Source organism: Rhizobium sp. ZK1, assembly GCF_047782645.1.
Classification (GTDB): domain Bacteria; phylum Pseudomonadota; class Alphaproteobacteria; order Rhizobiales; family Rhizobiaceae; genus Rhizobium.
On record NZ_CP180586.1, the window covers coordinates 2610642 to 2635014 of the forward strand.

The 24373-nt window shown below is 60.7% G+C and carries 23 protein-coding genes and 1 pseudogene; 14 read left to right on the forward strand and 10 right to left on the reverse strand.

The annotated features are described in order from the left end of the window. Nucleotides 1-7 precede the first annotated feature (7 nt). The 8 genes from ACK9YZ_RS13535 to pncA all read left to right on the forward strand — a co-directional run bounded on the left by ACK9YZ_RS13535 (nucleotide 8) and on the right by pncA (nucleotide 7856). The gene (locus ACK9YZ_RS13535) at nucleotides 8-436 is read left to right on the forward strand and encodes a DoxX family protein (protein WP_416064171.1); all 429 of its coding nucleotides are present in this window, start codon (nucleotides 8-10) and stop codon (nucleotides 434-436) included. Nucleotides 437-564: 128 nt separating this feature from the next. Further along, complete coding sequence (locus tag ACK9YZ_RS13540; RefSeq protein ID WP_216755184.1) at nucleotides 565-1386, forward strand: alpha/beta fold hydrolase; 822 nt, start codon at nucleotides 565-567, stop codon at nucleotides 1384-1386. Nucleotides 1387-1435: 49 nt separating this feature from the next. Then, the gene (locus ACK9YZ_RS13545; RefSeq protein ID WP_416064172.1) at nucleotides 1436-2317 is read left to right on the forward strand and encodes a glyoxalase; all 882 of its coding nucleotides are present in this window, start codon (nucleotides 1436-1438) and stop codon (nucleotides 2315-2317) included. Between the two features lie 27 nt (nucleotides 2318-2344). Beyond that, a complete protein-coding gene (locus ACK9YZ_RS13550; RefSeq protein ID WP_416064173.1) occupies nucleotides 2345-3022 on the forward strand; it encodes a YoaK family protein in 678 nt (225 codons plus the stop codon). 138 nt (nucleotides 3023-3160) lie between these two features. Continuing rightward, the gene (locus tag ACK9YZ_RS13555) at nucleotides 3161-5656 is read left to right on the forward strand and encodes an ATP-dependent helicase (RefSeq protein WP_416064174.1); all 2496 of its coding nucleotides are present in this window, start codon (nucleotides 3161-3163) and stop codon (nucleotides 5654-5656) included. Nucleotides 5657-5817: 161 nt separating this feature from the next. Then, nucleotides 5818-6309 carry a hypothetical protein gene (locus ACK9YZ_RS13560; RefSeq protein ID WP_216755188.1) on the forward strand — a complete coding sequence of 164 codons (492 nt, stop codon included), beginning with the start codon at nucleotides 5818-5820 and terminating at the stop codon, nucleotides 6307-6309. Nucleotides 6310-6513: 204 nt separating this feature from the next. After that, nucleotides 6514-7023, forward strand: coding sequence for a GNAT family N-acetyltransferase (locus ACK9YZ_RS13565; protein WP_416064175.1), 510 nt, complete (start codon nucleotides 6514-6516; stop codon nucleotides 7021-7023). Between the two features lie 206 nt (nucleotides 7024-7229). Continuing rightward, nucleotides 7230-7856 carry a bifunctional nicotinamidase/pyrazinamidase gene (pncA, locus tag ACK9YZ_RS13570; RefSeq protein ID WP_416064176.1) on the forward strand — a complete coding sequence of 209 codons (627 nt, stop codon included), beginning with the start codon at nucleotides 7230-7232 and terminating at the stop codon, nucleotides 7854-7856. A 15-nt stretch (nucleotides 7857-7871) separates the two neighbouring features. Here the strand turns inward: pncA and ACK9YZ_RS13575 are convergent. Together ACK9YZ_RS13575 and ACK9YZ_RS13580 are read right to left on the reverse strand one after the other, a co-directional pair. Further along, a pseudogene (locus ACK9YZ_RS13575) lies at nucleotides 7872-9328 on the reverse strand (hypothetical protein). A 233-nt stretch (nucleotides 9329-9561) separates the two neighbouring features. Then, the gene (locus tag ACK9YZ_RS13580; protein ID WP_416064177.1) at nucleotides 9562-9807 is read right to left on the reverse strand and encodes a DUF2164 domain-containing protein; all 246 of its coding nucleotides are present in this window, start codon (nucleotides 9805-9807) and stop codon (nucleotides 9562-9564) included. 133 nt (nucleotides 9808-9940) lie between these two features. Here ACK9YZ_RS13580 and ACK9YZ_RS13585 point away from each other — a divergent pair, with 133 nt between their 5' ends. Next, nucleotides 9941-10672: an AzlC family ABC transporter permease gene (locus tag ACK9YZ_RS13585; RefSeq protein ID WP_216755192.1), complete on the forward strand. Its 732-nt coding sequence runs from the start codon at nucleotides 9941-9943 to the stop codon at nucleotides 10670-10672. A 1-nt stretch (nucleotide 10673) separates the two neighbouring features. Continuing rightward, entirely contained in the window at nucleotides 10674-10982 is a 309-nt protein-coding gene (locus ACK9YZ_RS13590) for an AzlD family protein (RefSeq protein ID WP_183803456.1), read from the forward strand. A gap of 23 nt (nucleotides 10983-11005) precedes the next feature. Here ACK9YZ_RS13590 and ACK9YZ_RS13595 read toward each other — a convergent pair whose 3' ends face one another. Then, nucleotides 11006-12841 (reverse strand): aminopeptidase P family protein, encoded by a 1836-nt coding sequence (locus ACK9YZ_RS13595; RefSeq protein ID WP_416064178.1) that lies wholly within the window; start codon nucleotides 12839-12841, stop codon nucleotides 11006-11008. Nucleotides 12842-13119: 278 nt separating this feature from the next. Between ACK9YZ_RS13595 and ACK9YZ_RS13600 the strand changes: the two genes are divergently transcribed. After that, nucleotides 13120-13293 carry a hypothetical protein gene (locus tag ACK9YZ_RS13600; protein WP_018115709.1) on the forward strand — a complete coding sequence of 58 codons (174 nt, stop codon included), beginning with the start codon at nucleotides 13120-13122 and terminating at the stop codon, nucleotides 13291-13293. Nucleotides 13294-13480: 187 nt separating this feature from the next. On the opposite strand, the gene ACK9YZ_RS13605 is transcribed toward ACK9YZ_RS13600, so the two are convergent. Both ACK9YZ_RS13605 and ACK9YZ_RS13610 read right to left on the reverse strand, forming a co-directional pair. Further along, nucleotides 13481-14359, reverse strand: a complete 879-nt coding sequence (locus tag ACK9YZ_RS13605) for a 50S ribosomal protein L11 methyltransferase (protein WP_416064179.1) — start codon at nucleotides 14357-14359, stop codon at nucleotides 13481-13483. A gap of 59 nt (nucleotides 14360-14418) precedes the next feature. Next, nucleotides 14419-15021 (reverse strand): SCO family protein, encoded by a 603-nt coding sequence (locus tag ACK9YZ_RS13610; RefSeq protein WP_416064180.1) that lies wholly within the window; start codon nucleotides 15019-15021, stop codon nucleotides 14419-14421. A 376-nt stretch (nucleotides 15022-15397) separates the two neighbouring features. Here ACK9YZ_RS13610 and ACK9YZ_RS13615 point away from each other — a divergent pair, with 376 nt between their 5' ends. Continuing rightward, complete coding sequence (locus tag ACK9YZ_RS13615; protein WP_216755196.1) at nucleotides 15398-17365, forward strand: methyl-accepting chemotaxis protein; 1968 nt, start codon at nucleotides 15398-15400, stop codon at nucleotides 17363-17365. A 2-nt stretch (nucleotides 17366-17367) separates the two neighbouring features. Then, the gene (locus ACK9YZ_RS13620; RefSeq protein ID WP_216755197.1) at nucleotides 17368-17841 is read left to right on the forward strand and encodes a chemotaxis protein CheW; all 474 of its coding nucleotides are present in this window, start codon (nucleotides 17368-17370) and stop codon (nucleotides 17839-17841) included. A 47-nt stretch (nucleotides 17842-17888) separates the two neighbouring features. On the opposite strand, the gene ACK9YZ_RS13625 is transcribed toward ACK9YZ_RS13620, so the two are convergent. Together ACK9YZ_RS13625 and ACK9YZ_RS13630 are read right to left on the reverse strand one after the other, a co-directional pair. Beyond that, nucleotides 17889-18380: a CreA family protein gene (locus tag ACK9YZ_RS13625; protein WP_216755198.1), complete on the reverse strand. Its 492-nt coding sequence runs from the start codon at nucleotides 18378-18380 to the stop codon at nucleotides 17889-17891. 66 nt (nucleotides 18381-18446) lie between these two features. Continuing rightward, nucleotides 18447-19037 carry a 3'-5' exonuclease gene (locus ACK9YZ_RS13630; RefSeq protein WP_416064181.1) on the reverse strand — a complete coding sequence of 197 codons (591 nt, stop codon included), beginning with the start codon at nucleotides 19035-19037 and terminating at the stop codon, nucleotides 18447-18449. Nucleotides 19038-19307: 270 nt separating this feature from the next. Here ACK9YZ_RS13630 and ACK9YZ_RS13635 point away from each other — a divergent pair, with 270 nt between their 5' ends. Continuing rightward, complete coding sequence (locus ACK9YZ_RS13635; protein ID WP_416066739.1) at nucleotides 19308-19838, forward strand: GNAT family N-acetyltransferase; 531 nt, start codon at nucleotides 19308-19310, stop codon at nucleotides 19836-19838. Between the two features lie 34 nt (nucleotides 19839-19872). Here the strand turns inward: ACK9YZ_RS13635 and ligA are convergent, their stop codons facing one another. The 3 genes from ligA to recN form a co-directional block, all read right to left on the reverse strand. Continuing rightward, nucleotides 19873-22029 (reverse strand): NAD-dependent DNA ligase LigA, encoded by a 2157-nt coding sequence (gene ligA / locus ACK9YZ_RS13640; RefSeq protein WP_416064182.1) that lies wholly within the window; start codon nucleotides 22027-22029, stop codon nucleotides 19873-19875. A gap of 75 nt (nucleotides 22030-22104) precedes the next feature. Then, entirely contained in the window at nucleotides 22105-22623 is a 519-nt protein-coding gene (locus ACK9YZ_RS13645; protein WP_416064183.1) for a DUF6886 family protein, read from the reverse strand. 73 nt (nucleotides 22624-22696) lie between these two features. Continuing rightward, entirely contained in the window at nucleotides 22697-24370 is a 1674-nt protein-coding gene (recN, locus tag ACK9YZ_RS13650) for a DNA repair protein RecN (RefSeq protein WP_216755203.1), read from the reverse strand. Nucleotides 24371-24373: the final 3 nt, after the last annotated feature.

Here is a 24373-nt window from a genome sequence, read left to right on the forward strand (position 1 = left end):
CGATCCGATGCATGCCCTTGAAATCCGACTTGCGTCCCTCGCCCGTCCTCTCTTCGGCGCGCAGTGGATGCGCTTCATCGCCCATCTCGGCCTCTGCGCCGCCTATCTGCAGGGCGGCCTCAACAAGCTCACGGATTTTCCGGGCGCGATCGGCGAAATGACCCATTTCGGCCTGTCGCCCGCTCCGCTTTTCGCCGTGTTCGTCATCATCATGGAGCTTGTAGCCTCACTCATGATTCTCATCGGCCTTTTTCGATGGCTGGGCGCGCTCGCCCTCGGCGCCTTCACGCTGCTCGCCACCTTCCTCGCCCTGCGTTTCTGGGAATTACCCGTGGGAATGGAGCGCTTCATGGCTGCCAATTCCTTCTTCGAACATCTGGGCCTCGTCGGCGGCTTCCTGCTCGTCGCCTGGCTCGATCTCAGGGAAAAAGCATAAGGCAACCTGCACCAAAGCATCACTTCCGCTGACCCCTGCAAACATGTTTTCTGGCCGTGTCAGCACCACGGTGCAACCCATCCGCCTCAGGGCACAGATCCTCCCAACCCCAGCATAGGACAAATTCAATGCCGACGATCACCACCAAGGACGGAACGACGATCTATTATCAGGATTGGGGCAACGGTCAGCCGATCCTCTTCTCCCATGGTTGGCCTCTGTCGGGCGATGCCTGGGAAGTCCAGATGCTCTACTTTGCCCAGCAGGGCTACCGCGTTATCGCCCATGATCGCCGCGGACACGGCAAGTCCTCCCAGCCGTGGAACGGCAACAATATGGATCAGTATGCCGATGACCTCGCCGAACTCATCGAGAAGCTCGACCTCAAGAACCTCATCATGATCGGCCATTCCACCGGCGGCGGCGAAGTCGCCCATTATATCGGCCGCCATGGCACGAGCCGCGTCGCCAAGGTCGTGCTCGTCGGCGCCGTACCGCCGCTGATGCTGAAGACGCCTGAAAATCCCGAGGGCACGCCGATCGAGGTCTTCGACGGCATCCGCAAGGGCACGGCCGGCGACCGCTCGCAATTCTACCGCGACCTCACCATCCCCTTCTACGGCTTCAACCGCGACGGCGCCAAGGTCAACGAAGGCCTGCGCGAAACCTTCTGGCTGATGGGCATGGCCGGCGGCATCAAGGGCCATTACGATTGCATCCATGAATTCTCCGAGGTCGATTACAGCGAAGACCTCAGGAAGATCGACGTTCCGGCCCTGCTCATCCACGGCGATGCCGACCAGATCGTGCCGATCAAGGCAGCCGCCGAAAAGGGCATCAAACTTCTGAGGAACGGCACGCTGAAGGTTTATCCGGGTGCCCCGCACGGCCTCGCCCAGACGGAAGCCGACAAGTTCAACGCCGACGTCCTCGCCTTCATCAAGGCGTAAACCTCGAACGTACCGAATGAACGGCCGGCCAGGCCGCAGGAGATCGCATATGCTTCGTCTATCGTTAGCCCTTGTTGCCCTTCTCGGCTTGGCCGGCGCCCCGGCGCTGGCCGCCTCACCGCAATTCGGCGTCGGCGCGCAATATGACACGACCCATGTCTATGTCGCCCCCGGCGACGTGGACGCCTTTGCCAAGAGCTTCCTCGCCACCTTCGGCGGCACCAGCACCAAGCAGGTGACCGCAACGGTGACGCCGACGCCGAGCAGCACCACGTCGCAGCTTCTGCAGACGCCGGTTGGTACCGTCTCGCTCTTCGGCTTCAAGACGCCGATCCCCTACCCGTTCGGCGCCGAACGCACAGGCTATCTCGTCACCGATCTCGACAAGGCGGTCGCCGCGGCAAAGGCGGCCGGCGCCGATGTCATCGTCTCCGCTTTCCCGGATCCGATCGGCCGCGACGCCGTCATCCAGTGGCCGGGCGGCGTCAACATGCAGCTTTACTGGCATACAACCAAGCCAGACTATCCCGCCTTCACGACAGTCCCGGAAAACCGCGTCTACGTGTCGCCTGACCGTGTCGCAGCCTTCACCCACGCCTTCCTTGCCTTCTCGCATGGCAAACTCGTCTCCGACGATAAGAAGGCGCCTGGCGTCGAAATCGGCCTGCCGGACACGACATTCCATCGCCTGCGCATCGATTCCATCTTCGGCCGCATGACGGTGCTCGTCACCGATGGCCACCTGCCCTTCCCCTATGGCCGCGAGATGACGGGATATGAGACTGCCGATCTCGACGCGACGCTCCGGAAGGCTAGGAATAGCGGCGCCGAAATCCTCGTTGCGCCCTATCAATCCGGCGACCGCCGCGCCGCCATGGTGGAATTCCCGGGTGGCTATATTGCCGAAATCCACGCCGTCGCAGCAAAGTAACCAGACAAAACGATAAGAGGGAAAACGATGCGTCCAGCCCTGCCCGTACTTCTGAGCCTCACCGGCGGTTATGTCGATACAGCCGGTTTCCTGGCGCTCGGCGGCCTCTTCCCCGCCCATGTCACCGGCAACTTCGTGACATTGGGTGCGGCACTGACCCACGGCACGACGGGCATCATCGCCAAGCTTCTGGCGCTGCCGGTCTTCTGTCTGACGATCCTCCTGCTGCGCTACCTCACGCACAATGTGCCGCCCGGCGACGAGAAGGGCCTGCGCATCCTGCTCGTCATAAAGCTTCTCTTCCTGATTGCCGGCGGCGCCTGCGCCATCTGGCTTTCCCCCTTCGCCAATCCCGATGGACTGCCGCTGGTCGCAACCGGCATGCTGCTCGTCATCGCCATGGCGATCCAGAACGCCGCCCACCGCATCCATCTCGGCGCCTCACCGCCGAGCACGCTGATGACCGGCACTACGACGCAAATCATGATCGACCTAGCCGACCTCGCCCATGGCAGCGCCGGCGATCAGGCAAAGCCCGTAAAGAGCCGACTGTCGCATATGGTGGTCGCCGTCTTCGCCTTCGCGCTCGGCTGCGGCCTTGCCGCCCTGCTGTATGCCACGGTCGGCACCTGGTGCTTTGCGCTACCGCCGCTCTTTGCGCTGGTTTCGGTCTGCCTGGCTTTCGCCGGCCCGCAAACGACCTGAAGTATCCCGCGCAAAACGATGCAGCGGTTTTGCGATGACGACATGTGTCAAACAAGGACTTGAGGATAGCTGAGCCGCTGGGAATGAAAGCAGAACAACTTTCTGGTCTTTCCTTCCCGAATCACTACATTACGCGGCATGAGCAATAGTTTCGACGATATGCCCTTCTTCGATGAGGAACCGGGCGATGCGCCGCGCAAACCGCAACAGCCTGCAGCACCTGCCCCAAGGGCGCCGGCTGCCGGCGGCGGCATTGCCGCCCGCGCCATGGCGGCTCGTGATGGCACTCGCCCCGATTATCTCGCCGGCCTCAACCCGGAACAGCGCGAAGCGGTCGAGACGCTGGAAGGTCCCGTCCTTGTGCTTGCCGGCGCTGGCACCGGCAAGACCCGCGTTCTGACCACCCGTATCGCCCACATTCTTTCGACCGGACGCGCCTTCCCCTCGCAGATCCTCGCCGTGACCTTCACCAACAAGGCCGCTCGCGAAATGAAGGAGCGTATCGCGCTTCTCGTCGGCGGCGCCGTTGAAGGCATGCCCTGGCTCGGCACCTTCCACTCGATCGGCGTCAAGCTCCTGCGCCGCCATGCCGAACTCGTCGGCCTGCGCTCCGATTTCACCATCCTCGACACCGACGATGTGATCCGCCTCATCAAGCAGATCATCCAAGCCGAGGGGCTCGACGACAAGCGCTGGCCGGCCAAGCAGTTCGCCGGCATGATCGATACCTGGAAGAACAAGGGCCTCGGGCCGGCCGATATTCCCGAAGGAGATGCGCGCGCCTTCGCCAATGGCCGCGGCCGCGACCTCTACTTCGCCTATCAGAACCGCCTGTCGACGCTGAACGCCTGCGATTTCGGCGACCTCCTGATGCATCCGATCGCGATCTTCCGCAAACAGCCAGATCTCTTGAAGGAATATCACCAGAAGTTCCGCTACATTCTCGTCGACGAGTATCAGGACACCAACACCGCCCAATATATGTGGCTGCGGCTTCTCGCCCAGCGTGCCAAGGGCGAGCCGCAGAATGTCTGCTGCGTCGGCGACGACGACCAATCCATCTATGGCTGGCGCGGTGCGGAAGTGGACAATATCCTCCGCTTCGAAAAGGATTTTCCAGGCGCCAAGGTCATCAAGCTGGAGCGCAACTACCGCTCGACGGCCCATATCCTCGGTGCCGCCGCCCATCTCATCACCCATAATGAAGGCCGCCTCGGCAAGACGCTCTTCACCGACCGCTCCGATCCTGACGACGTGAAGGTGCAGGTCCATGCCTCCTGGGATTCCGAAGAAGAAGCGCGTGCCATCGGCGAGGAAATCGAGCGCCTGCAGCGCGGCGACGCCGACGGCAGGAAACATCTGCTGAACGACATGGCGATCCTCGTTCGCGCCTCCTTCCAGATGCGCGAATTCGAAGACCGCTTCGTCACGCTCGGCTTGAACTACCGCGTCATCGGCGGTCCGCGCTTCTACGAGCGCCTCGAAATCCGCGATGCCATGGCCTATTTCCGCCTCGTCGCCCAGCCAGCCGACGACCTCGCCTTCGAGCGCATCATCAATACGCCGAAGCGCGGCCTTGGCGATACGACGGTGCGCGCGCTTCACGATTATGCCCGCGCCCGCGACATTCCGATGCTGGCGGCCGCCGCCGACATGATCGAGACGGACGAGCTGAAGCCGAAGGCGCGCAAGGCCCTTTTCGACGTGATTCAATCTTTCCGCCGATGGCAGGAACTGCTTGAAAACACACCACATACCGAACTTGCCGAGCAGATCCTCGAAGAGTCCGGATATACCGACATGTGGAAGAACGACAAGAGCGCCGAAGCGCCGGGTCGCCTTGAAAACCTCAAGGAACTCATCCGTTCCATGGAAAGCTTCGAATCCATGCGCGGCTTCCTGGAGCACGTCTCGCTCGTCATGGATGCCGAGACCAACGAAAATCTCGACGCCGTCTCTATCATGACGCTGCACTCGGCCAAGGGCCTGGAATTCGACACTGTCTTCCTGCCCGGCTGGGAGGAAGGCCTCTTCCCACACCAGCGTTCCCTCGACGAATCCGGTCGCGCCGGCCTGGAGGAAGAACGCCGCCTCGCCTATGTCGGCATCACCCGCGCCAAGCACCGCTGCCACATCTGGTTCGTCTCCAACCGCCGCATCCACGGCCTGTGGCAATCGACCATTCCCTCGCGCTTCCTCGACGAACTGCCGGAAACCCATGTGGAAGTGGCCGAGATGGAGCAGAACTATGGCGGCTACGGCCGCGGCGGCGGTTACGGCCAGTCGCGATTCGACAAGGCCGATCCCTTCGCCAATTCCTATTCGACTCCAGGCTGGAAGCGCGCCCAGCAGAACAAGACCGACGCCACCCGCGACAACTGGGGCACCCGCTCCGGCCATGCGGTGGAGCGCATCGGCTACGGTGAAAGCGGCCCGCGCGGCCGCACGATCGAGGGCGAACTGGTGGCGAAATCCACCGCCACCGAACCCTCGCGCTTCGCCCTCGGCGACCGCGTCTTCCACATCAAATTCGGCAACGGCTCGATATCCGGCATCGAAGGCAACAAGCTGACGATCGACTTCGACCGCGCCGGCCAGAAGCGCGTGCTGGACGGGTTTGTGGAGCGGGTCTGACCGCTCCACTGCGTCGGTACCTTGTCCGGAATCACAGGCCCAGCAGCCCGCAGTTCTCCAGATGACAAAACGCCGCTTTGACCCGACTCGCAAACAGGCATAGCCCGGTCACTGCCCGCCCATGAAAGGCAGGCTTCACAAGACCTTCAGAGGAGGTTCAAGTGACCAGTGTTTCAGCTCTGGGCAGCACGCTGACCCAGTACAAAGCCCCCCTCAATCCCCTCGACAAGAACGGTGACGGCGTCGTCTCGGCAGACGAGCTCGCCGCTGCCTCCCAATCCTCAACGGCCAGTACCGCGGGCGATGATGGTTCGTCAGGCTCCGATATCGTCCAGAAGATCACAGCCGATATTCTGGCGCTCATGCTCTCACTCCAGAAGAGCGATGACAGCGATGGCCAGTCCGGCACCGATGACATCAGTGACGAGTCCAAGGGAGCGCTCTCTGCCCTGGATTCGAACGGCGACGGCAAGTTGACCACATCGGAAATTCTTGCCGCCGACCCGCAAAAGATTGCCGCCACCGGCGGTGACGATGATGACAGCGGCCTGATGGCCAAAGTCCTGACCGACATGCAGACCGCACTTCGCGCATACCAGACGACCTACGGCAGCTCGCCCGCTGCAAACGGCGAGAGCGACCAAACGGCCTGATGCAATGAGGCTCTGCCGGGGGAGCCTCGCTGAACAGGCCGCAAGCAACCTTCGCCGCAGGCACCATTCGTTCTGACCCACGGCAAGCTCCTCAGAACACCGAGCTTTCTTGTCGGCCTTTTCGACCGCGTGGATACCCTGTAAATGACCTGCAGCTAAAGGCATTCACTCCAGGCTTCACCCGATTTTCCGGCGAGACATCCGATGACGACCATACCAACACTCCAAACCGAGCGCCTGATCCTCCGGCCTCCTGCAATGGAAGACTGGCCGGACTACCACGCGCTGATGATATCCGATCGCGCCCGATATATGGGCGGCCCGCATTCGACCAAGGCCGCCTGGGGCATGTTCTGCCATGACGTCGCCCTATGGGAACTGATGGGTCACGGCGCCCTGATGATGGAGGACCGGGTTTCAGGACAATGCCTCGGCCAGGTCGGCATCAATCACGGCCCGCTGTTTCCCGAGAAAGAACTGGGCTGGCTTGTCTATCCGCAAGCCGAAGGCAAAGGTTACGCCTATGAGGCAGCCGTTGCCTTGCGCGACTGGGCCTTTACGGTTCGTGGCCTGAAGACGCTGGTGAGCTATATCGCTGCTCCCAATGTGAGGTCGATTCGGCTCGCCGAGCGGCTGGGCGCAGTGCCGGATGTAACGGCGGCGCGCCAGGATGGCGATTCCGACGATCTGGTCTTCAGGCATTCGGCTCCTTAGCGCATGCACAAATCCGAAGGAAAAACGCGAAATACTTGCCACTTTCGCGTATTACGCGAGCGCCATGGGAAAAATACGTTGATGCAGCCATCTGACACTCTCGATACGAGAAATAGCACTTGCGCCTTGCCCCCCGGAAATCCACTAGTTGATTGTGCTGGTATCGGTCGGCATTTTGCGGTGCGGTATGCGTAAGGGATAGCTTGATGAAGGCGTTGCTGCTGGTCGATATTCAGAATGGCTTCTGTCCCGGAGGCAACCTGCCGGTTCTGGATGGCCATGAGGTCGTTCCCGTCGCCAACAGCCTCATCGACAGCGGCAAATACGATCTCATCGTCGCCTCGCAGGACTGGCACCCGGCTGACCACGGCAGCTTCGCGTCCACCCATCCCGGCAAGACCCCTTTCGAGATGGGCGAACTTTCCGGCAAGCCGCAGATGTTGTGGCCGGATCACTGCGTGCAATACACGCGCGACGCCGAGCTGCACCCCGAGCTCCACTCTGCCCAAATCGACCTCATCCAGCAGAAGGGCGAAAACAAGAACGTCGACAGCTATTCCGCCTTCCGCGACAACGATCAGTATGCCCTGACAGGCTTGGCCGATTTCCTGATCGATCAAGGCGTCACCGAACTCGACGTCTGCGGGCTTGCGACCGATTATTGCGTAAAATTCTCTGCGCTCGACGCGCTGGAGCTGATCCCTGGCGTCAAGGTCCGCTTTGTCGAGGACGCAAGCCGCGGCATCACGCCCGACGGTGTCGCTGCAGCCATCGACGAGATGCGTGCAAAGGGAATCGATATCGTCAAGAGTGCCGATATTTTAAGCGGTTAAGCGGTCATCGCCGCCCTATTTCAGCAGATAAGCGTCGAATGTCTCATCGCTTCCGGCAGTCGGCCCGAAGCGTTTCAGCAGGCTCGTCGCATCCTTAAAAGCAGAAATATTCTCCGGTGTCAGAGACAATTCCCAGACGTAACTCTCGTGCACTGAGATCGGCGCGGCAACTTGGTCAAGCCGTTGCGAAAGAAGGATGACGACGGGCACACCCTCACTTTGCCGCAAATGGTTGGCGGTCTGCAGTATATCGGCAAGGCTGAGCGACAGGCGCGCGTTGCGGGTAAATCGTACTGTGTTGCCAAAACGCTCTTCGCGCATGAGATAGGTGTGATTGGAGATGTAATAGGGCAAAGATTCCACGAGGTAATCGGGATCCGCGATGATAATCGCATCCTTGAGATCGGCGCGCGATTGCATGAGTGCGCCGAAATCTTTGCTTCGGCTCAACGGTGTGTCGGCGATAATGGTTTGATAGACCTTTTCGAAACCGGATATGACCTGCAGCGACAGCAATATCAGGAAGCACAACTGCCCAATCCTTGTAATGCGGCCAGTTGCGTCGTCGCCAGCAATGCCCGGCATCCCGAGTCGGGAGCATGAAGTCAAGGCGGTTATCGCGATCATGAAGACCAGCCAGAGCGCCTGGTGCCTGTATCCGCCCGGATAGACGAAGGTAAAAAGCAGGCCGAGTCCGAGCAGCACAAGCCCCGAGGCGATCATCGCCGGCGGCCGCTCCGCCAGCCCCAACAGGCTGCCATAGAGGAGAACGGACATCAGCGACGCCAAAATGCCATAGAGAGCCGGGTGTGCATATATCAGATCCAAAACACAGGCGGGATAAAACGCCATAAAATTGGAGCCGGGTGCGACGACAGCGCGAAGAGCGAGCGAGACGAGATTCTGTCCGCCGAGATCGATCGTGGCGGCATCGTTGAATGTCGGATAGACCGTCAAGATGCATAGGATGACGCCGACCGTAGCAATGCCAGCACTCGTTGCAAAAGCCCGCCAGTTCGCTACCGCCGGCATTTGTCGCTCCTGAACGAGATCGAAAACCGGTAGGCGAAGAAACCGCCAATCAGGATGATTGAATGGACGTTGGTGCTCGCCAGCAAAGCAAACAACAGGCCGAGCAATAATCCGTTGCGCTTCCCCTTCTCCCAGCTCACCGCGATCAGGAAGACGAAGAGCATGCTGATGCCGTAATTTCGCGACATCGCCGCATATTCGAAAATCAAAAAGTTGCCGAACAATGCCAGCAACACTGTGGGAAGCGGAAGTTCCAGCCTGAAAACAAGAAGATAGCCGGAAATCGTCGCAATCGTCAGCGCGAGAATCTTCAGGATGACAGGCGAACCGACCACGCTGTAGCCGGCGCGCAACAGGATGTGCCAGAGGGCAGGATGTCCGTCGCCGCGTACATGGCGAAGCATGTCGAACAAGTTCTCGCCCTGAAGGGCAAACGACAATGCGCGAACCTCATCGCGCCACACGGCTTCGGACCAGCAAAGCGTTGACGCCAACGCAAACCAGACGACAAAGATCAGCGTCTTGCCGACTGTAGCTGAACGGGAACCATCGATATCAGAGAGAATTGCACCAACCAACGCGAAACCTGCTGTACGAAAGTGCTAGCACGATACCGTTGCGGCGATAATTTAGCGTTAAGTAAAGAGCAGACCCAAGCAGCCTTTGGCGACCTCTAAAATTTCTCCTCCCTCTCGAGAAGGTGAATGTCGTCGGCCACATCTTCCATCCTCTTCAGAAATGCGGCCCGCGCATCTCTGATGCCTCGATTGTAGAAGTACGGCCCGATCTTCTCGGCGAAAAAGTCGAGCAGGAATTCGGCCGGCAGCACGCCGATCGGGTCGAGTTCCCGATCGAAATATTGGCGGATGTGCGAAACGATCTCCGCCTTTTCTTCCTTCGTAAATTCGATCTTCTTCATTGTCTCCCTCACCTCGCCGGTGACGCAAACCGGTAACGCTTCAGCAAAATCGATTGGTGAATCAAGGAAATTCAATTGCCGCAGCGGGTGAGACACCATAGAGGGAAATTTCAATTCCAACAGGACCAATCCCATGAAACGCGCCGACTTTGTCGAAGGTTTGCGGGGCGGATTTGCCGTGGCGCTCGCTTCTGCTCCCTTTGGAGCGCTGTTTGGCGCCCTTGCTGCCGAGCAGGGCATGTCGCTCTCCGAACTCACCTTCATGAGCGCCACCGTCTATGCAGGCGCCAGCCAGTTGGTCGGCATTGAGCTCTTCGGCCATAATGTCCAGGCTTGGGTGATCGTTCTGTCCATCCTCGCCGTCAACTTCCGCCACGTGCTCTATTCGGCGGCGATCGCCCGCTACATCAGGCATTTCACGGCACTCCAGAAGTTCTTCACCTTCTTCCTTCTAGTCGATCCGCAATTTGCCGAAACCGTCAAGCGCGGCGAGGCAGGTCAGCCCGTCACCTTCACCTGGTATCTCGGCTTCGGCATCATCATCTACATTCCCTGGGTTCTCATCAGCCTGATCGGCGGCATGCTCGGCGCCTTGATCGGCGATCCGAAAATGATCGGCCTCGATATCCTCCTGCCGGCCTATTTCCTTGGCATCGTGCTCGGCTTCCGTAAACGCGACAATTTCCTGCCCGTGGCGCTGACGAGCGCTGTTGCCTCGGTCATCGCCTATCATTTCGTCGGCTCCCCCTGGCATGTGAGCCTTGGCGCTGCGGCCGGCATCATTCTTGCCGCGTTGATGCCTCTGCCTGCCGAGGAGCCGGATCTCGAAGCCGACGCCCTCAACACCGAAAATCACGAGGTCTGAGATGGAATTCGATCTCCACATGGCTCTCGTGATCCTGGCCGCCGCAGTCGCGACCTTTGCGACTCGCATCGGCGGCTACATCATGATTACCAAGATGAAACGCATCCCGCCCCGCATGGAAGCGGCGCTGAACGCCGTGCCGGCAGCGGTCCTCACGACGCTCGTCGCCCCCGCCTTCTTCATCGGCGGTTGGGATTCGAAACTGGCGCTCGCCGTCGCCCTCGTCATCGGCCTGCGCTTCTCGCACACCTGGATGCTCGTGGCCGCCTGGATCATCGTGATGATCTGGCGGCACACGATCGGTCTTTAAGTCAGACGCTCGATTCCAACCGCTCAGTATTCCAGCGGCAGCGTCGCATTCTCCAGCCATGCCTTGACGTCATGGTCGTGGATCAACGGCATCAGCGCCTCGCGTGTCTGGCGGTGGTATTCGTTGAACCAGTGCAGCTCGTCATGCGTCAGCAATTCGGGAATGACGATGCTGCGATCGATTGGGCAGAAGGTTAGCGTTTCAAAGCCGAGCATCGGCATATCGCCGCCTTCGATGGCTTCAGCCTCCCGCACATAGATCAGGTTTTCGATGCGGATGCCGAAATGACCCGGCCGGTAATAACCCGGCTCGTTGGAGAGGATCATGCCCGGCAGCAGTTCCTGTGTCGAAAGCCGCGAGATGCGCTGCGGCCCCTCGTGAACCGAGAGATAGGAGCCGACGCCATGACCCGTGCCATGTGCGAAATCGGCCCCTGCCCGCCACAACGCGATGCGCGCCAGCGGATCGAGGTCGCAGCCGCGCGTACCCTTGGGGAAGCGCGCCGTACTGATCTGGATCATGCCCTTCAACACCAGCGTGAAGAAGCGCTTGTGCTCTTCAGTGACGACGCCGATACCCACCGTGCGGGTGATGTCGGTCGTGCCGTTGGTGTATTGCGCGCCGGAATCAATCAGGAAGAGCTCGCCCGGCTGGATATGCCGGTCGGTCGCCGTCGTCACCCGATAGTGCATGATGGCCGCATGTTCGCCAGCACCCGAGATCGTGTCGAAGGAAATATCCTTCAGCGGGTTCTGCATGCTCTCGCCCAGCTTAGCACGAGCCGCTTCCAGCCGCTCGGCGGCACCGATCTCGGTAATCGTGCCGGGCTTGCTCTGAGAGAGCCAATAGAGGAATTCGACCATGGCAGCGCCATCCTGCAGATGCGCGGCCGCCGAACCGTTGATCTCGACGCTGTTTTTCACCGCCCGCGGCAGCTTTGCCGGATCAGTGCCCTCGACCACCTCGCCGCCCGCCTTGCGGATGATCTCGGCAAGCGCATAGGAGGCGATATCGGGATCGATGAGGATACGGCCGCCACCCCTGGCGACTTCGGCGAGCTTTTCGTCCAGCAGCGATGGCGCAAGCTGGCTGGCGATCTGCGCAAGATAAGCTTCCGGCTCGATGCCGGTCTTGCGCTTGTCGAGGAAAATCTCCGCCTTCCCGTCGGCATGGATGATGGCACGCGCCAGAGGATGCGGCGTATGCGGCACGTCGGCGCCGCGGATATTGAAGATCCAGGCGATGGAGGACGGATCGGCAATCAGCACCGCTTTGAGGTTCTTCTTGCCGAGATCGGCGGCGATCGTCGCGATCTTGTCCTTGGCGAGGATGCCGGCCTGCGCGACGTTCTGGATGACAACAGGCCCAAGCGGCTCTGCCGGGCGATCTGTCCACAGCTTGTCGAGCGGATTATGCGGCAGGAAGACGAGCGAACCGCCGATCTCGGAAAGCGCCTTTTCGAGCTTGCGCACCTCCGCACCCGAATGCAGCCAAGGATCGATGCCGAGTCGCAGCCCGTTCTTGCCATGCGCCGGCAGCCAGACATGCGGCGGCTCGTTGACGAGATCGCCGCCGGTAAAGACTGCGCCGTCCACCTGTTCGGCGAGCTGAGTCACGTAACGTCCGTCGACATAGACGATCGCTTCAGTCCGGGTGATCAGCGCGATGCCCGCCGAGCCGGTGAAGCCCGTCAGCCAGGACAGCCGCTCGGCACAGGCCGGCACATATTCGCCGTTGAATTCATCGGCGCGCGGCACGAGAAACGCATCGATGCCGAGCGCATCGAAACTGGCGCGCAGCACGGAAACCCGTTCCCTGCCGAACTGCGGCGTGGAGGTGACTTCGAAAGACTGGAACATGCTGAAAACCCGAATGAATGAGACGAATCCGGTTAATGGGATAGCGGCCATGTTAGCGAATTTTCAGTCATTGGGGAGAAAAAGCGACGCAAAGCGCCTGGAAGCTGCCAGCCGCCCATTAATTTGGCAGAAATGTGTCTCGATGTGGGAAACTGGCACGCTTCATGCATTGCGCGCATGGCTCCCATGAAACAAACCCTCTGCCGCCGCATGACGGAATAGCTATATACAGCGCATCGAACGGTTCGCGACGAACCACCAACAAAGGATTTTTTGAAATGACCGCCTCTCTCTCGCGCTTCGCTTACAGCAGCCCGGTACAGGCTGGCGAACGCCAGACTGTGCGTCATATCATCGGCGCCCGCCGCCCGCAGCATGAGGACAGCCTCAAGGTGCTTGCAGCCGGCCAGCGTTCCACGCGCCACAAGGGCGCACCGAGCTACGCATTCTGAGCTTAAAGCCTTTCCGATCCTCCTCCCTCCACCGGAAAGGCCTATCGGAATGCAGTAGAGCCCGCTCGAGCATCTCCTCCTCCTTCGAGCTCGCGGGCATGACCGGATTTAAACGCCGGTTTAAGGCGGTGTCACTGACACCGCCTTTTTTCTGCCTGTATTCCTGGGAAAACGCGCGTAGAAGAGATCAGGGACGATCCAGATGGATCGTCACCCAGCCGTTGCGCCAGATGGTACGCACATGGCGAAGCTTGGCGCCATTATAGGCGGCCAGCACCTTCCAGCGCTGCGAGGCGAGAATGCCGGACAGGATTACCGATCCGCCCGGCGCCAGATTGGTGACGAGCTGCGGCGCCATCTTGATCAGCGGCCGCGCCAGGATATTGGCAATGATCAGGTCGAACGGCCCATGCTCGGAAAAAGCCGTCGAGTGAAAGCCCGGTGCCGTCACAGTGCTGATGCCACTGGTGATGCCATTGCGGCGAACATTCTCGGCCGCGACGCGCACAGCGATCGGGTCAATATCAGTCGCGAGTACAGGAATATTGCGGAGCTTGCGAACGGCAATCGCCAATACGCCGCTGCCGGTTCCGAGGTCCAGCGCATTGCGCACCGTGCGGGCACGAAGCACCCGATCGATCACCTCCAGACAGCCAGCGGTCGTGCCGTGATGGCCGGTGCCGAAAGCCTGGCCGGCATCGATCTCGATGGCGATATCTCCTGATCGCACCTTGTCGCGGTCATGCGAGCCATGCACGAGGAAGCGCCCCGCCCTGACGGGCTTCAGCCCCTCCAGCGACTTGACCACCCAGTCCACATCAGGAATGACCTCGCGCAACAACGCAGCATCCGGAAATGTCTCCTTCAGCGCCTCCTCGATGCGAGGGCGCACCTCCGCCTCGTCCGCCGTCATCATGTAGACGGAGGCTTCCCAGATATCCTTCTTTTCGTCGACCTCGGTGGTGCCGATGGCAAAATCTTCTTCGCCGAAGACCTCGCTCAAGAGGTCGAGGATTTCCTCGGCCTGCTTTTCAGTCGTCGACACGTAAAGGCGGATTTCACTCACGATAGGCGATCTTTCAGGTTGCGTCGCCCGCTGCCGGTGTATGTGCTTTCAGCGGCCGGTCATCCCTTGGCGACGAGATTCTCAAGCTTCTTTATCGCCGTATCCGGATTTTCGCCATAGGAGATCGTTCCCGCAAAACGCCCGGCAGAATCAAGCAGGAAGACCGAGGCCGTGTGATCCATCGTATAGTCGCCGTTGGGATTGTTCTCGTCGACCGGCACCTTCTTGGCATAGACGCGGAAGCCCTTGATCACGTCGGCGATCTTGTCCGGCGGACCGGAAATGCCGGTGATGCGCTTGGAAACGTTGGAGACATATTGGTTCATGATCTCGGGCGTATCGCGCTCGGGATCGACGGTCACGAAATAGGCCTGCAGCTTGTTGCCCGAGGGATCGACCTTCTTCATCCAGCCGTTGAGCTCGAACAGCGTCGTGGGGCACACTTCGGGGCAATGCGTGAAGCCGAAGAACAAGGCGGTGGGCTTGCCCCGCAAAGCCTGCTCCGTGATCGGCTGGCCACTCTGCGATACCAGCGTGAACGGCACGCCGAACGGGCCCTCGGCCACCACATTCCGCGTGCGGCTCTGATCCAGAGTGAACCAGCCGAGAACGCCGGCAAGCGCGAGCACGACGACCCAGACGGCGATACGGAAATTCTTCATGGTATAATCCTTAATGGCTCGGGTGCCCCACCCGTCTCGTCCGCGTGATTATAGTCGCGATCGTGAGCACGCAATTCAAGAATGCGTTTTCTCACCCGTGATTAATTGTCCCAGCTTGATGAATGCCAAATGTGGGCAAACGTGCTGAGAAAAACACGTACAAAACGAATTATCGCGCCTTTCTAACGGCTTGCGGCAACCATCCCGAAGCAGTCCCAGGAAATACATCGTTAGGGAAGGCTTAATTGCGGATATCTATATTTAGTAATGCATACAGTGCTTCGGCACTGTTCCGACATGATGTCGGCCGGGGCATGAACCGGATCAGCATAAAAATTGAGGGAACTGAAAACCGCCTGGGGCGGAGGGTGGCTTTATGACAAATTCGACGGTTCGCAGAAACCTTTCGGTCGGCCAGCGGCTCTGGACGCTCGGCGGCGCTGCCTTCATCGGCTTCGGCTCGATGCTCGGTATCGGCTGGTACGAGAACATGCAGGTCGATATCAGCTTGCGCCGCGCCAGCGAAATCCAGCAGAGCATCGACAGCATCAACGACATGCGCGTCGCCGGCCTGACGCTGGTTCTCGCCGCAATGGACACGATCGTCGACAAGGACGAGAAGACCATCCAGCCCGAGCGCCTGAAAGTCATTGCCGACTCGCTCGCAACCCTTTCCGGCGGCTCGAAGGAAATGGGCATGATCGCTGAGGAGTTGAAGGCCGGCGACCTGCTGAAAAGCTACGATTCCGACGTCGGCGCGCTTCGCCAGGCCATCCAGGTGGACCTCAAGGCGCTTGTCGAACAGGGCGCGTCCGATGCCGAATTCGACAAGATCGACGATCGTATCGACTCTGAAGGCGAAAAGCTCGCCGCCACCCTCGACAAGTTCGCCAGTGACGGCACCGTCGTTGCCCGCGAGCGCATCGAAAGCGCCAACGAGACCTCCCACAGCTCGCTGGTCATCCAGATCGCGCTTGGCGTCATCGCCATCCTCACCATGGCTGCGCTGCAATATATCCATGGTGGCTCTATCCGCCGCGGCATCGTCACCGTGCGCGAAAGCATGCTGCGCATTCTGAATGGCGACCTGACGAGCAACGTCGCCGGCAAGGAACGCGGCGACGAGATCGGCGAAATGGCCCGCGCTGCCGAAAGCTTCCGTCTTGCCGCCATCGAAAAGATCGATCTGGAAACACGCACCGAGACCGACCGCCAGCGCAGCGATGCCGAGCGTCGCGAGCGCGAATCTGCCAAGCTTGCAGATGCGGAGGCGCTGAGCGCCGCCGTCACGGCTCTTGGACAGGGCCTCACCCGCCTTGCCAACGGCGATCTGACCGCAAGCATCGACCAGCCCTTCCGCGACGAATTGGAACGGCTGCGTCAGGACTTCAACCAGACGGCTCTGCGCTTGCGTCAGGCAATGGGCGATATCGCCCTGAACAGCACGTCCATCCAGGCAAACAGCAGCCAGATGCGCGCCGCCGCCGATGACCTCGCCAAGCGCACCGAGCAGCAGGCAGCCTCGCTGGAAGAGACCTCAGCGGCTCTGGACGAGATCACCTCCACCGTGCGTAACGCCACCAGCCGTGCCGAGGAAGTCGGCCAGATGGTCGCTCACACCCGCCAGAACACGGAGAAATCCGACGCCATCGTCGGCGATGCCATGGCCGCGATGGAGCGAATCGAAAACGCCTCGCGCGAAATCGGCACTATCATCAACGTCATCGACGAGATCGCTTTCCAGACGAATCTGCTGGCTCTGAACGCCGGTGTCGAAGCAGCGCGTGCCGGCGAAGCCGGCAAGGGTTTTGCGGTCGTCGCCCAGGAAGTGCGCGAACTGGCCGGCCGCGCAGCCGGAGCAGCCAAGGATATCAAGGCCTTGATCAGCAAATCCGGCACCGAAGTCAAAATCGGCGGCGAGTTGGTGACCGCTGCCGGCGAGGCTTTGCGCCAGATCGGCGAAGATGTTCTGCGCATCGACGGTCATGTTAAATCAATCGTAACCTCTGCGCGCGAACAATCGGTTGGACTGAACGAGATCAATACAGCCATCAGCCAGATGGATCAGGTGACGCAGAAGAATGCGGCCATGGTGGAAGAAACGAACGCCGCCAGCCACACTCTCGCAACCGATGCGGAAAACCTGACGCAGCTGGTACGGCAGTTCAATATCGGCGAGGGCATGAGCGCCCGTCAAACGCCGCGAGAAGCCTCCGCAGCCTCGCATCCGAAACCCTCACCCGCACGGAGCCTCATCGGCAAGGTCGCGGGCGCATTCACGGGCGGCGCAGCCGCCAGGACACTCTCCTCCTCTCCGGCCGGGGACAACTGGGAAGAATTCTGATCATGAACAACAACAACGCCATCAAGCAGTCGGGTGCCTATCTCGAAATCGTTTCGTTCCATCTGGGCGATCAGGAATTCTGCATCGACATCATGGCCATCCGCGAAATCCGCGGCTGGGCACCGGTGACGCCGATGCCGCATACCCCGCCCTACGTCCTCGGCCTCATCAACCTGCGCGGTGCGGTGATCCCGGTCATCGACATGGCCTGCCGCCTCGGCATGAAGATGACGGAACCGTCAGAGCGTTCCGCCATCATCGTCACCGACATCGCCGGCAAGCTGGTCGGCCTGCTGGTCGAACAGGTCTCCGACATGATGACCATCAAGAGCGAAGACCTTCAACCGGCGCCGGAAATCATCCCGGAAGCCCAGCGCGCCTTCTGCCGCGGCATTGTCGCGCTCGAAAAGACCATGGTCTGCTTCCTCAACCTCGATACGGTCATTGCCGACGAGCTGGCCCGCGAAGCTGCCTGATCTCTTGGTCTATCTGGAATTCGAAGGCCCGGCTCGTCCGGGCCTTTTCATTGCGGCTTCCCATTCTTCCAAACCACATCCTGCCCATAGAGCGGAATGGTCGAAATCGACATCTTCGCCGAACCATCCGTCACCTGTCGCGAATGGGCGAGATAAATCAGCGTATTGTTGGCCTTGTCGTAAATGCGATTGACCGCCAGCACCTTCCAGATGAGCGACATGCCCTGGCGGAAAACCTCGCTGCCATCCTTGGACAAATCGATATTGCCGATTTCAATCGGCCCCGTCTGACGGCAGGCGATGGAATTGTTGGATGGATCTTCGAACCAGTTGCCATTCTTGAACCGGTCGATCAGGCTGCGGTCGAAATAGGTGACATGGCAGGTGATGCCTTTCACCTCGGGGTCGGAGACCGCCTCGACGATGATGTCATTGCCGATCCAGTCGACCCCGACCTTGCCGACGACTTCAGCTGAGGTCGCGCCCGCGGAAGCCGCGAGGAATATTGAGCCAAGGAAAAGATTGCGAAACGTGGACATGGCAACTCCCGTGTTGATCCCGCTAAGATAAGAATGGCCGGAATCTTTGCAAGAAAACGTGGGGGCTCAGGCCTTACGGCAGGTGCAGGGCTCGTAGCCCGCTGCCGTCAGCCTGCCGGGCTTCATGCCGATGACGGCGGGAATGGCGGCAACCGTCGAAGCCTTGACGGCCCTCGCCATCTCGAGCGCGGCTGCCGCACAGACGGCCGCATCTTCAGCCGCATTATGGTGGACGAAGCGCAGGCCGAGATGATCAGCAATCAGGTTCAGCCGGTGCGACAGGAAATGCGGCCAGATGCGCTGCGCCATCTTCAGACTACAGAGATAGGTCAACTCCGGATAGGACTGCCGGTAGAGATCGAGGCTCGCCCGCCAGACACTGAAATCGAAAGCGGCATTATGGGCGATCATCGTCGCCCCTCGGAAATCGTCATGGAACTCGTCCATGACTTCAGGGAATTCCGGTGCATCCTCCACATGCTCAGGGCGGATGCCGTGAATGGCGATATTCATACCCGAAAAGCGCATGTCACGCGGTCGGATCAGCCGTTCCTCAACCCGCGTCACCTGTCCGTCCTCGATCCAGGCAAGGCCGACCGAGCAGGCACTGCCGCGCTGTTCGTTGGCTGTCTCGAAATCGATGGCGATGGTTTTCAAGGTCAAACATCCGAATCGTCTGCTCTTCCGGAATACCCATAGCCGCATCCGAAGGCAAATTCCGGCCTGTTGACATCTGCACGCAAATGGAGAAACTTCCGCGCATGATCAACTCTGTGGCCCATACCTTTCATCTTATTGCCACGACCCTTGTAGGGTGCGCGGGAGCGATGGTGCGTCACTAGCAGTCCGATCATCCCGAGAACCCTGCCGAGGAAAGCAGGGTTTCGGAAACTCCGCTCTCCTCTTTCAAACCCCAAGGAGAGCATGATGTCAGCCAATCAGGACACCCCACCCGAAAAGCCTTATCTGAAGGGCCTCAGCGTTCGCGCGTTGCGCGTGAGCGATGCCGAAGCCGTCACCGAACTGATGAACCTGCCGGGCTACCGCGCCGGCACGCTGCGCCCACCCTTTCAAAGCATCGACGCGGTGCGCAAGCGCATGGAAAACCCCTCGCCCGGTGCGCTCAATCTCGTCGTCGAACTCGATGGCAAGGTCGTCGCCAATGGCGGCATGACCCGCTTCGAAGGGCGGCGACAGCACGCCGCAAGTCTCGGCATGGGTGTGCATGACGATTTCACCGGCCGCGGCATCGGCACCGTTCTGATGGCCACCATGCTCGACGCCGCTGACAATTGGCACGACATCAAGCGGATGGAACTGACCGTCTACACGGATAACACAACGGCCATCCGCCTCTATGAAAAATTCGGCTTCGAGAAGGAAGGCCTGCTGAGGTCGTTCGGCTATCGCGACGGGCAATATGTCGATGCCTATACGATGGCGCGGCTGAGGGCTTGAAACAAAGAGGCCGGCGTTTGCCGCCGGCCCGCTCCTATCCGCCAATCAGCGCCAGCCACTCGTCCTCGTCCATCGTCTGGACGCCGAGTTCGCGGGCCTTGTCGAGCTTGGAGCCGGCGCCCGGGCCGGCAACGACGATATCGGTCTTCTTGGAGACGGAACCCGCCACCTTTGCCCCGAGGCCTTCAGCCCTCGCCTTCGCCTCTTCACGGGTGAACTTTTCCAGCGAACCGGTAAAGACGACGGTCTTGCCGGCTACCGGGCTACCCGCTGTCACCGGCTGTTCGGCCTCCTGCGGCGTTACCTCGTCGAGCAGGCGGCCGATCACCTCGATATTGCGGGGCTCCTTGTAGAATTCGACAATGGCCCGCGCGACGACCTCGCCGATGCCCTCGATGGCGTTGAGGTCGTCCCAGGCGTCGCCGGAAAGCGCCGCCGCCTCCTTCATTGCCGCAGCAAAGGCCTCGTAAGTGTTGTAGGAGCGCGCCAGCAGCTTCGCCGTCGTCTCGCCCACATGACGAATACCCAGCGCATAGATAAAGCGGTGAAGGGCAATACTGCGCCGTTCGTTGATCGCCGCGTAAAGCTTGCCGACGCTGACCTTGCCGAAGCCGTCGATATTCTCCAGCTTGGTGATCGACTGCTGCTGGCGCTTCTCCAGCGTGAAGATATCGGGCGCGGTGCGGATCTGCAGCGCCGGGTCTTCGCTCTCGAAGAAGAAGTCGATCTGCTTGGAGCCAAGTCCCTCGATATCGAAGGCGTTGCGCGAGACGAAGTGCTTCAGCTCTTCCGTCGCCTGGGCACGGCAGATGAAGCCGCCGGTGCAGCGGGTGACGGAATCGAGCTTGCCGGTCTTCTCGTGCCGCTCACGCACCGCATGTGAACCACAGACCGGACATACCTTCGGAAACTGATAAGGCTGCGCATCCGCCGGCCGCTTTTCCATGACGACATCAAGCACCTGCGGGATGACGTCGCCGGCGCGCTGCACTATGACGGTATCGCCGATGCGGATATCGTGCTCCTCCTCGCGGATGCGCTCGCCGCTATTGCCGATGCCCTTGATATAATCCTCGTTGTGCAGCGTCGCATTGGTGACGACCACGCCGCCGACGGTAATCGGCGTCAGCCGCGCGACCGGCGTCAGTGCACCGGTGCGGCCGACCTGGATATCGATCGCATCGACGATAGTGAGAGCCTGCTCGGCCGGGAACTTGTGTGCCGTCGCCCAGCGCGGGCTGCGTGAGCGGAAACCAAGGCGCTGCTGCAGTTCGAGGCTGTCGACCTTGTAGACGACACCGTCGATATCATAGTCGAGATCTGGCCGCTCAAGACCGATCTCGCTGTAATGGGCAAGGATATCGTCGACTGAACTCAACCGCTTCATCAGCGGATTGACCGGAAAACCCCAACTTCTGAAGGTCTCGACCATGCCCATCTGCGTATCGGCGGGCATGTCCGACATCTCGCCCCAGGCATAGGCGAAGAACCTCAATTTGCGGCTCGCCGTCACCTTCGCATCGAGCTGGCGCAGCGAGCCAGCGGCCGTGTTGCGCGGGTTGACGTAGGTCTGCTTGCCTTCGGCTTCCATCTGGGCGTTCAGCGCCATGAAGTCGCTCTTGGCCATATAGACCTCGCCACGCACTTCCACGACGGATGGAACGCCCTTCGGCAACTCGTTCGGGATTTCCTTGATGGTGCGGATGTTGGCCGTGACGTTCTCGCCCGTCGTGCCGTCGCCGCGCGTGGCACCCGTCACCAGCCTGCCGTTCTCGTAACGGATCGACATGGAAAGCCCGTCGATCTTCGGCTCGGCCGTGAAAGCGATGGAATTATCAGGCAGACGGCCAAGGAAGCGATAGACGCTGGCAACGAAGTCGCGCACGTCCTCCTGCGAGAACGTATTGTCGAGCGACAGCATTGGCCGCGAATGGACTACGGGCGCGAAAGTATTGGATGGCTCGACGCCGACGCGGCGTGACGGACTGTCCTCGCGGATAAGTTCCGGGAAACGTGCCTCGATCGCATCGTTGCGCCGCTTCAGCGCGTCATAGTCCGCGTCCGAAATCTCCGGCTGATCCTTGCCGTGGTAGAGCGCGTCATGATGCGCGATTTCCTTGGCCAGCCGCCCCAATTCGGCAGCGGCGTCTTCAAGGGTCAGGTCCTCAACAGCGACGGATTCGGTCGACATGCAGCTTCACTCCAGAGAATCTGCAATGGTTTTAGAGCAAAATCCCGCGATTGAAATAGTACCAACGTTCGGAAATCATGGCTGCGCGTTGCGTAGCCTTATGGCGCTGACATGCAACGTGGTGTCCCGCAGCGCCTTCAAAGGCATCAGGCTGTCAACGACCCTAAGCTCGATGCCGCGCAGAGCAAATTCGCAATCGAGCCTGGAAATAGCCGTGAGCGCCAGCGGCACGACGGCCTTGCGAGACACCCACATTCCCGCATCCTGCAAATCCTCGAAGCTCTCCGTCGGCATCTCGTAGCGATGGATGCACCCAGCCTCCAGGCGCGCCAGCCAGCCGCGTTCGATATAAGCCGCGCCGCGCCATCTGCCCAACAGCTGCCGGTCTTCTTCCGATGTCTCCGGCTTCGCCCATATCAGGATGCGCGGGCAGTCACGCGGAAAGAGATACATGAAGTCATTGACATCATCGATCGCCCAGACAAGCGGCCCATTCAGCCACTCCCTGCCCGGCGGGCGCTCGGAGGCGATACGCACCGGTCGAGGCTCGAAAATCGTAATGGCGGGATCGTTGCTGAAATGGAAAAGCCGCATGGGATGCAGGACCTCGCCGCGGGAGTAAGGCCTGATAGCGCAGTGCCGAAGCCTTGTCACCAGCAGCGGATATCTAGCCGTTGCCCGCCAGCAACCGTGCAGCCGCCGCCCTCGCCTCTTCCGTGACGGAGGCACCGGCGAGCATACGGGCGATCTCTTCTCTGCGGTCCTTCTCGGCCATGGTGGCGACGCGCGTGGCGATCTTGTCGGAGCCCTCGCCGGACGGTCCCTTGGAGATCAGGAGATGCGTGGCAGCACGTGCTGCCACCTGCGGCGCATGGGTGACGGAGAGAACCTGTACACGGTCAGAAAGCCGCTTCAGCCGCTGGCCGATCGCGTCCGCCACGGCGCCACCGACACCGGTGTCGATTTCGTCGAAGACGAGCGTCGGCGCCGAGCCGCGGTCTGCAAGCGCCACCTTGAGCGCCAGCAGGAAGCGTGAGAGTTCACCGCCGGAGGCGACCTTCATGATCGAGCCTGGCCGCGTACCCGGATTGGTCTGGACGTGAAATTCGACGACATCGATGCCTTCGGCGGTCGCCTCCTCCGCATCGGTGGTGATCTCCACCATGAAGCGGGCGCGCTCGAGTTTCAGCGCCGGCAGCTCCGCCATGACGGCCTGCGCCAGCGCATCGCCGGCATGGTGACGCTTTTCGGACAGCGAGCGAGCCGCCGCATCGAAACTCGCCTTGGCGGCGGCCACTTCTGCATCGAGCTTGGTAAGCCGCTCCTCGCCGGCATCGAGATCGGCCAGATCGCTGATCATGCGCACGGCGAGCGCCGGAAGCTCGGTGACGGGAACCGAATATTTGCGGGAGGCGGCGCGCAATGCAAAGAGCCGCTCCTCGACGCGCTCCAGTTCCTTCGGATCGTATTCCGTCTTGCGCAGTGCCGCTTCCACTTCCATCTGCGCGTTCGAAAGCTGGTCCAGCGCCGCATCGAGCAGCGCGACGGTGTCTTCGAGCAGGCCAGGCGCCTCATGGCTCTTGCGCTCCAAGCGGCGCACCAGCGAGGCGATATGCGGCACGGGAGAGGCATTGCCGTTCAGGAACTCGGAAGCCTCGGCAATATCGCCGGCAATGCGCTCGGCCTTCATCATCTTCTGGCGGCGGTCGGCAAGCTCGTCTTCCTCGCCATCGCGCGGCGAGAGCTTTTCCAGCTCTTCGACGGAAGAGCGCAGATAATCCGCCTCGCGGGCCGCGGCCTCGACCTTCTCGCGGTGCTTCTTCAGCGTGCGCTCGCTATCGCGCCACTGGCGGTAAAGCGCGCCGACGGTCTGCACATCCTCGCTGATGCCCGCAAAGGCATCGAGCAGCGTTCTGTGGGCATTGGTATCGACCAGCGCGCGGTCGTCGTGCTGGCCGTGGATCTCGACCAGCATCTGGCCGGCCTGACGCATGAGCTGCACGCTCACCGGCTGGTCGTTCACATAGGCCTTGGTGCGGCCGTCTGAGGATTGCTGGCGGCGGAAGATCAGGTCGCCTTCGTCGTCGATGCCGTTTTCGCGCAAAAGCTTCCGCGCGCCGTGATCCATGCCGACATCGAAGACGGCCGTGACCTGACCCTTGTCCTCTCCATGGCGCACGAGGCCGCCATCACCCCGCCCGCCAAGGGCCAGCGACAGACTGTCAAGCAGGATGGATTTGCCGGCACCGGTCTCACCCGTCAACACGGAAAGGCCGGTCTCGAAGGCAAGGTCCAGCCGCTCGATCAGGACGATATCGCGGATCGAAAGCTGGATCAGCATTGG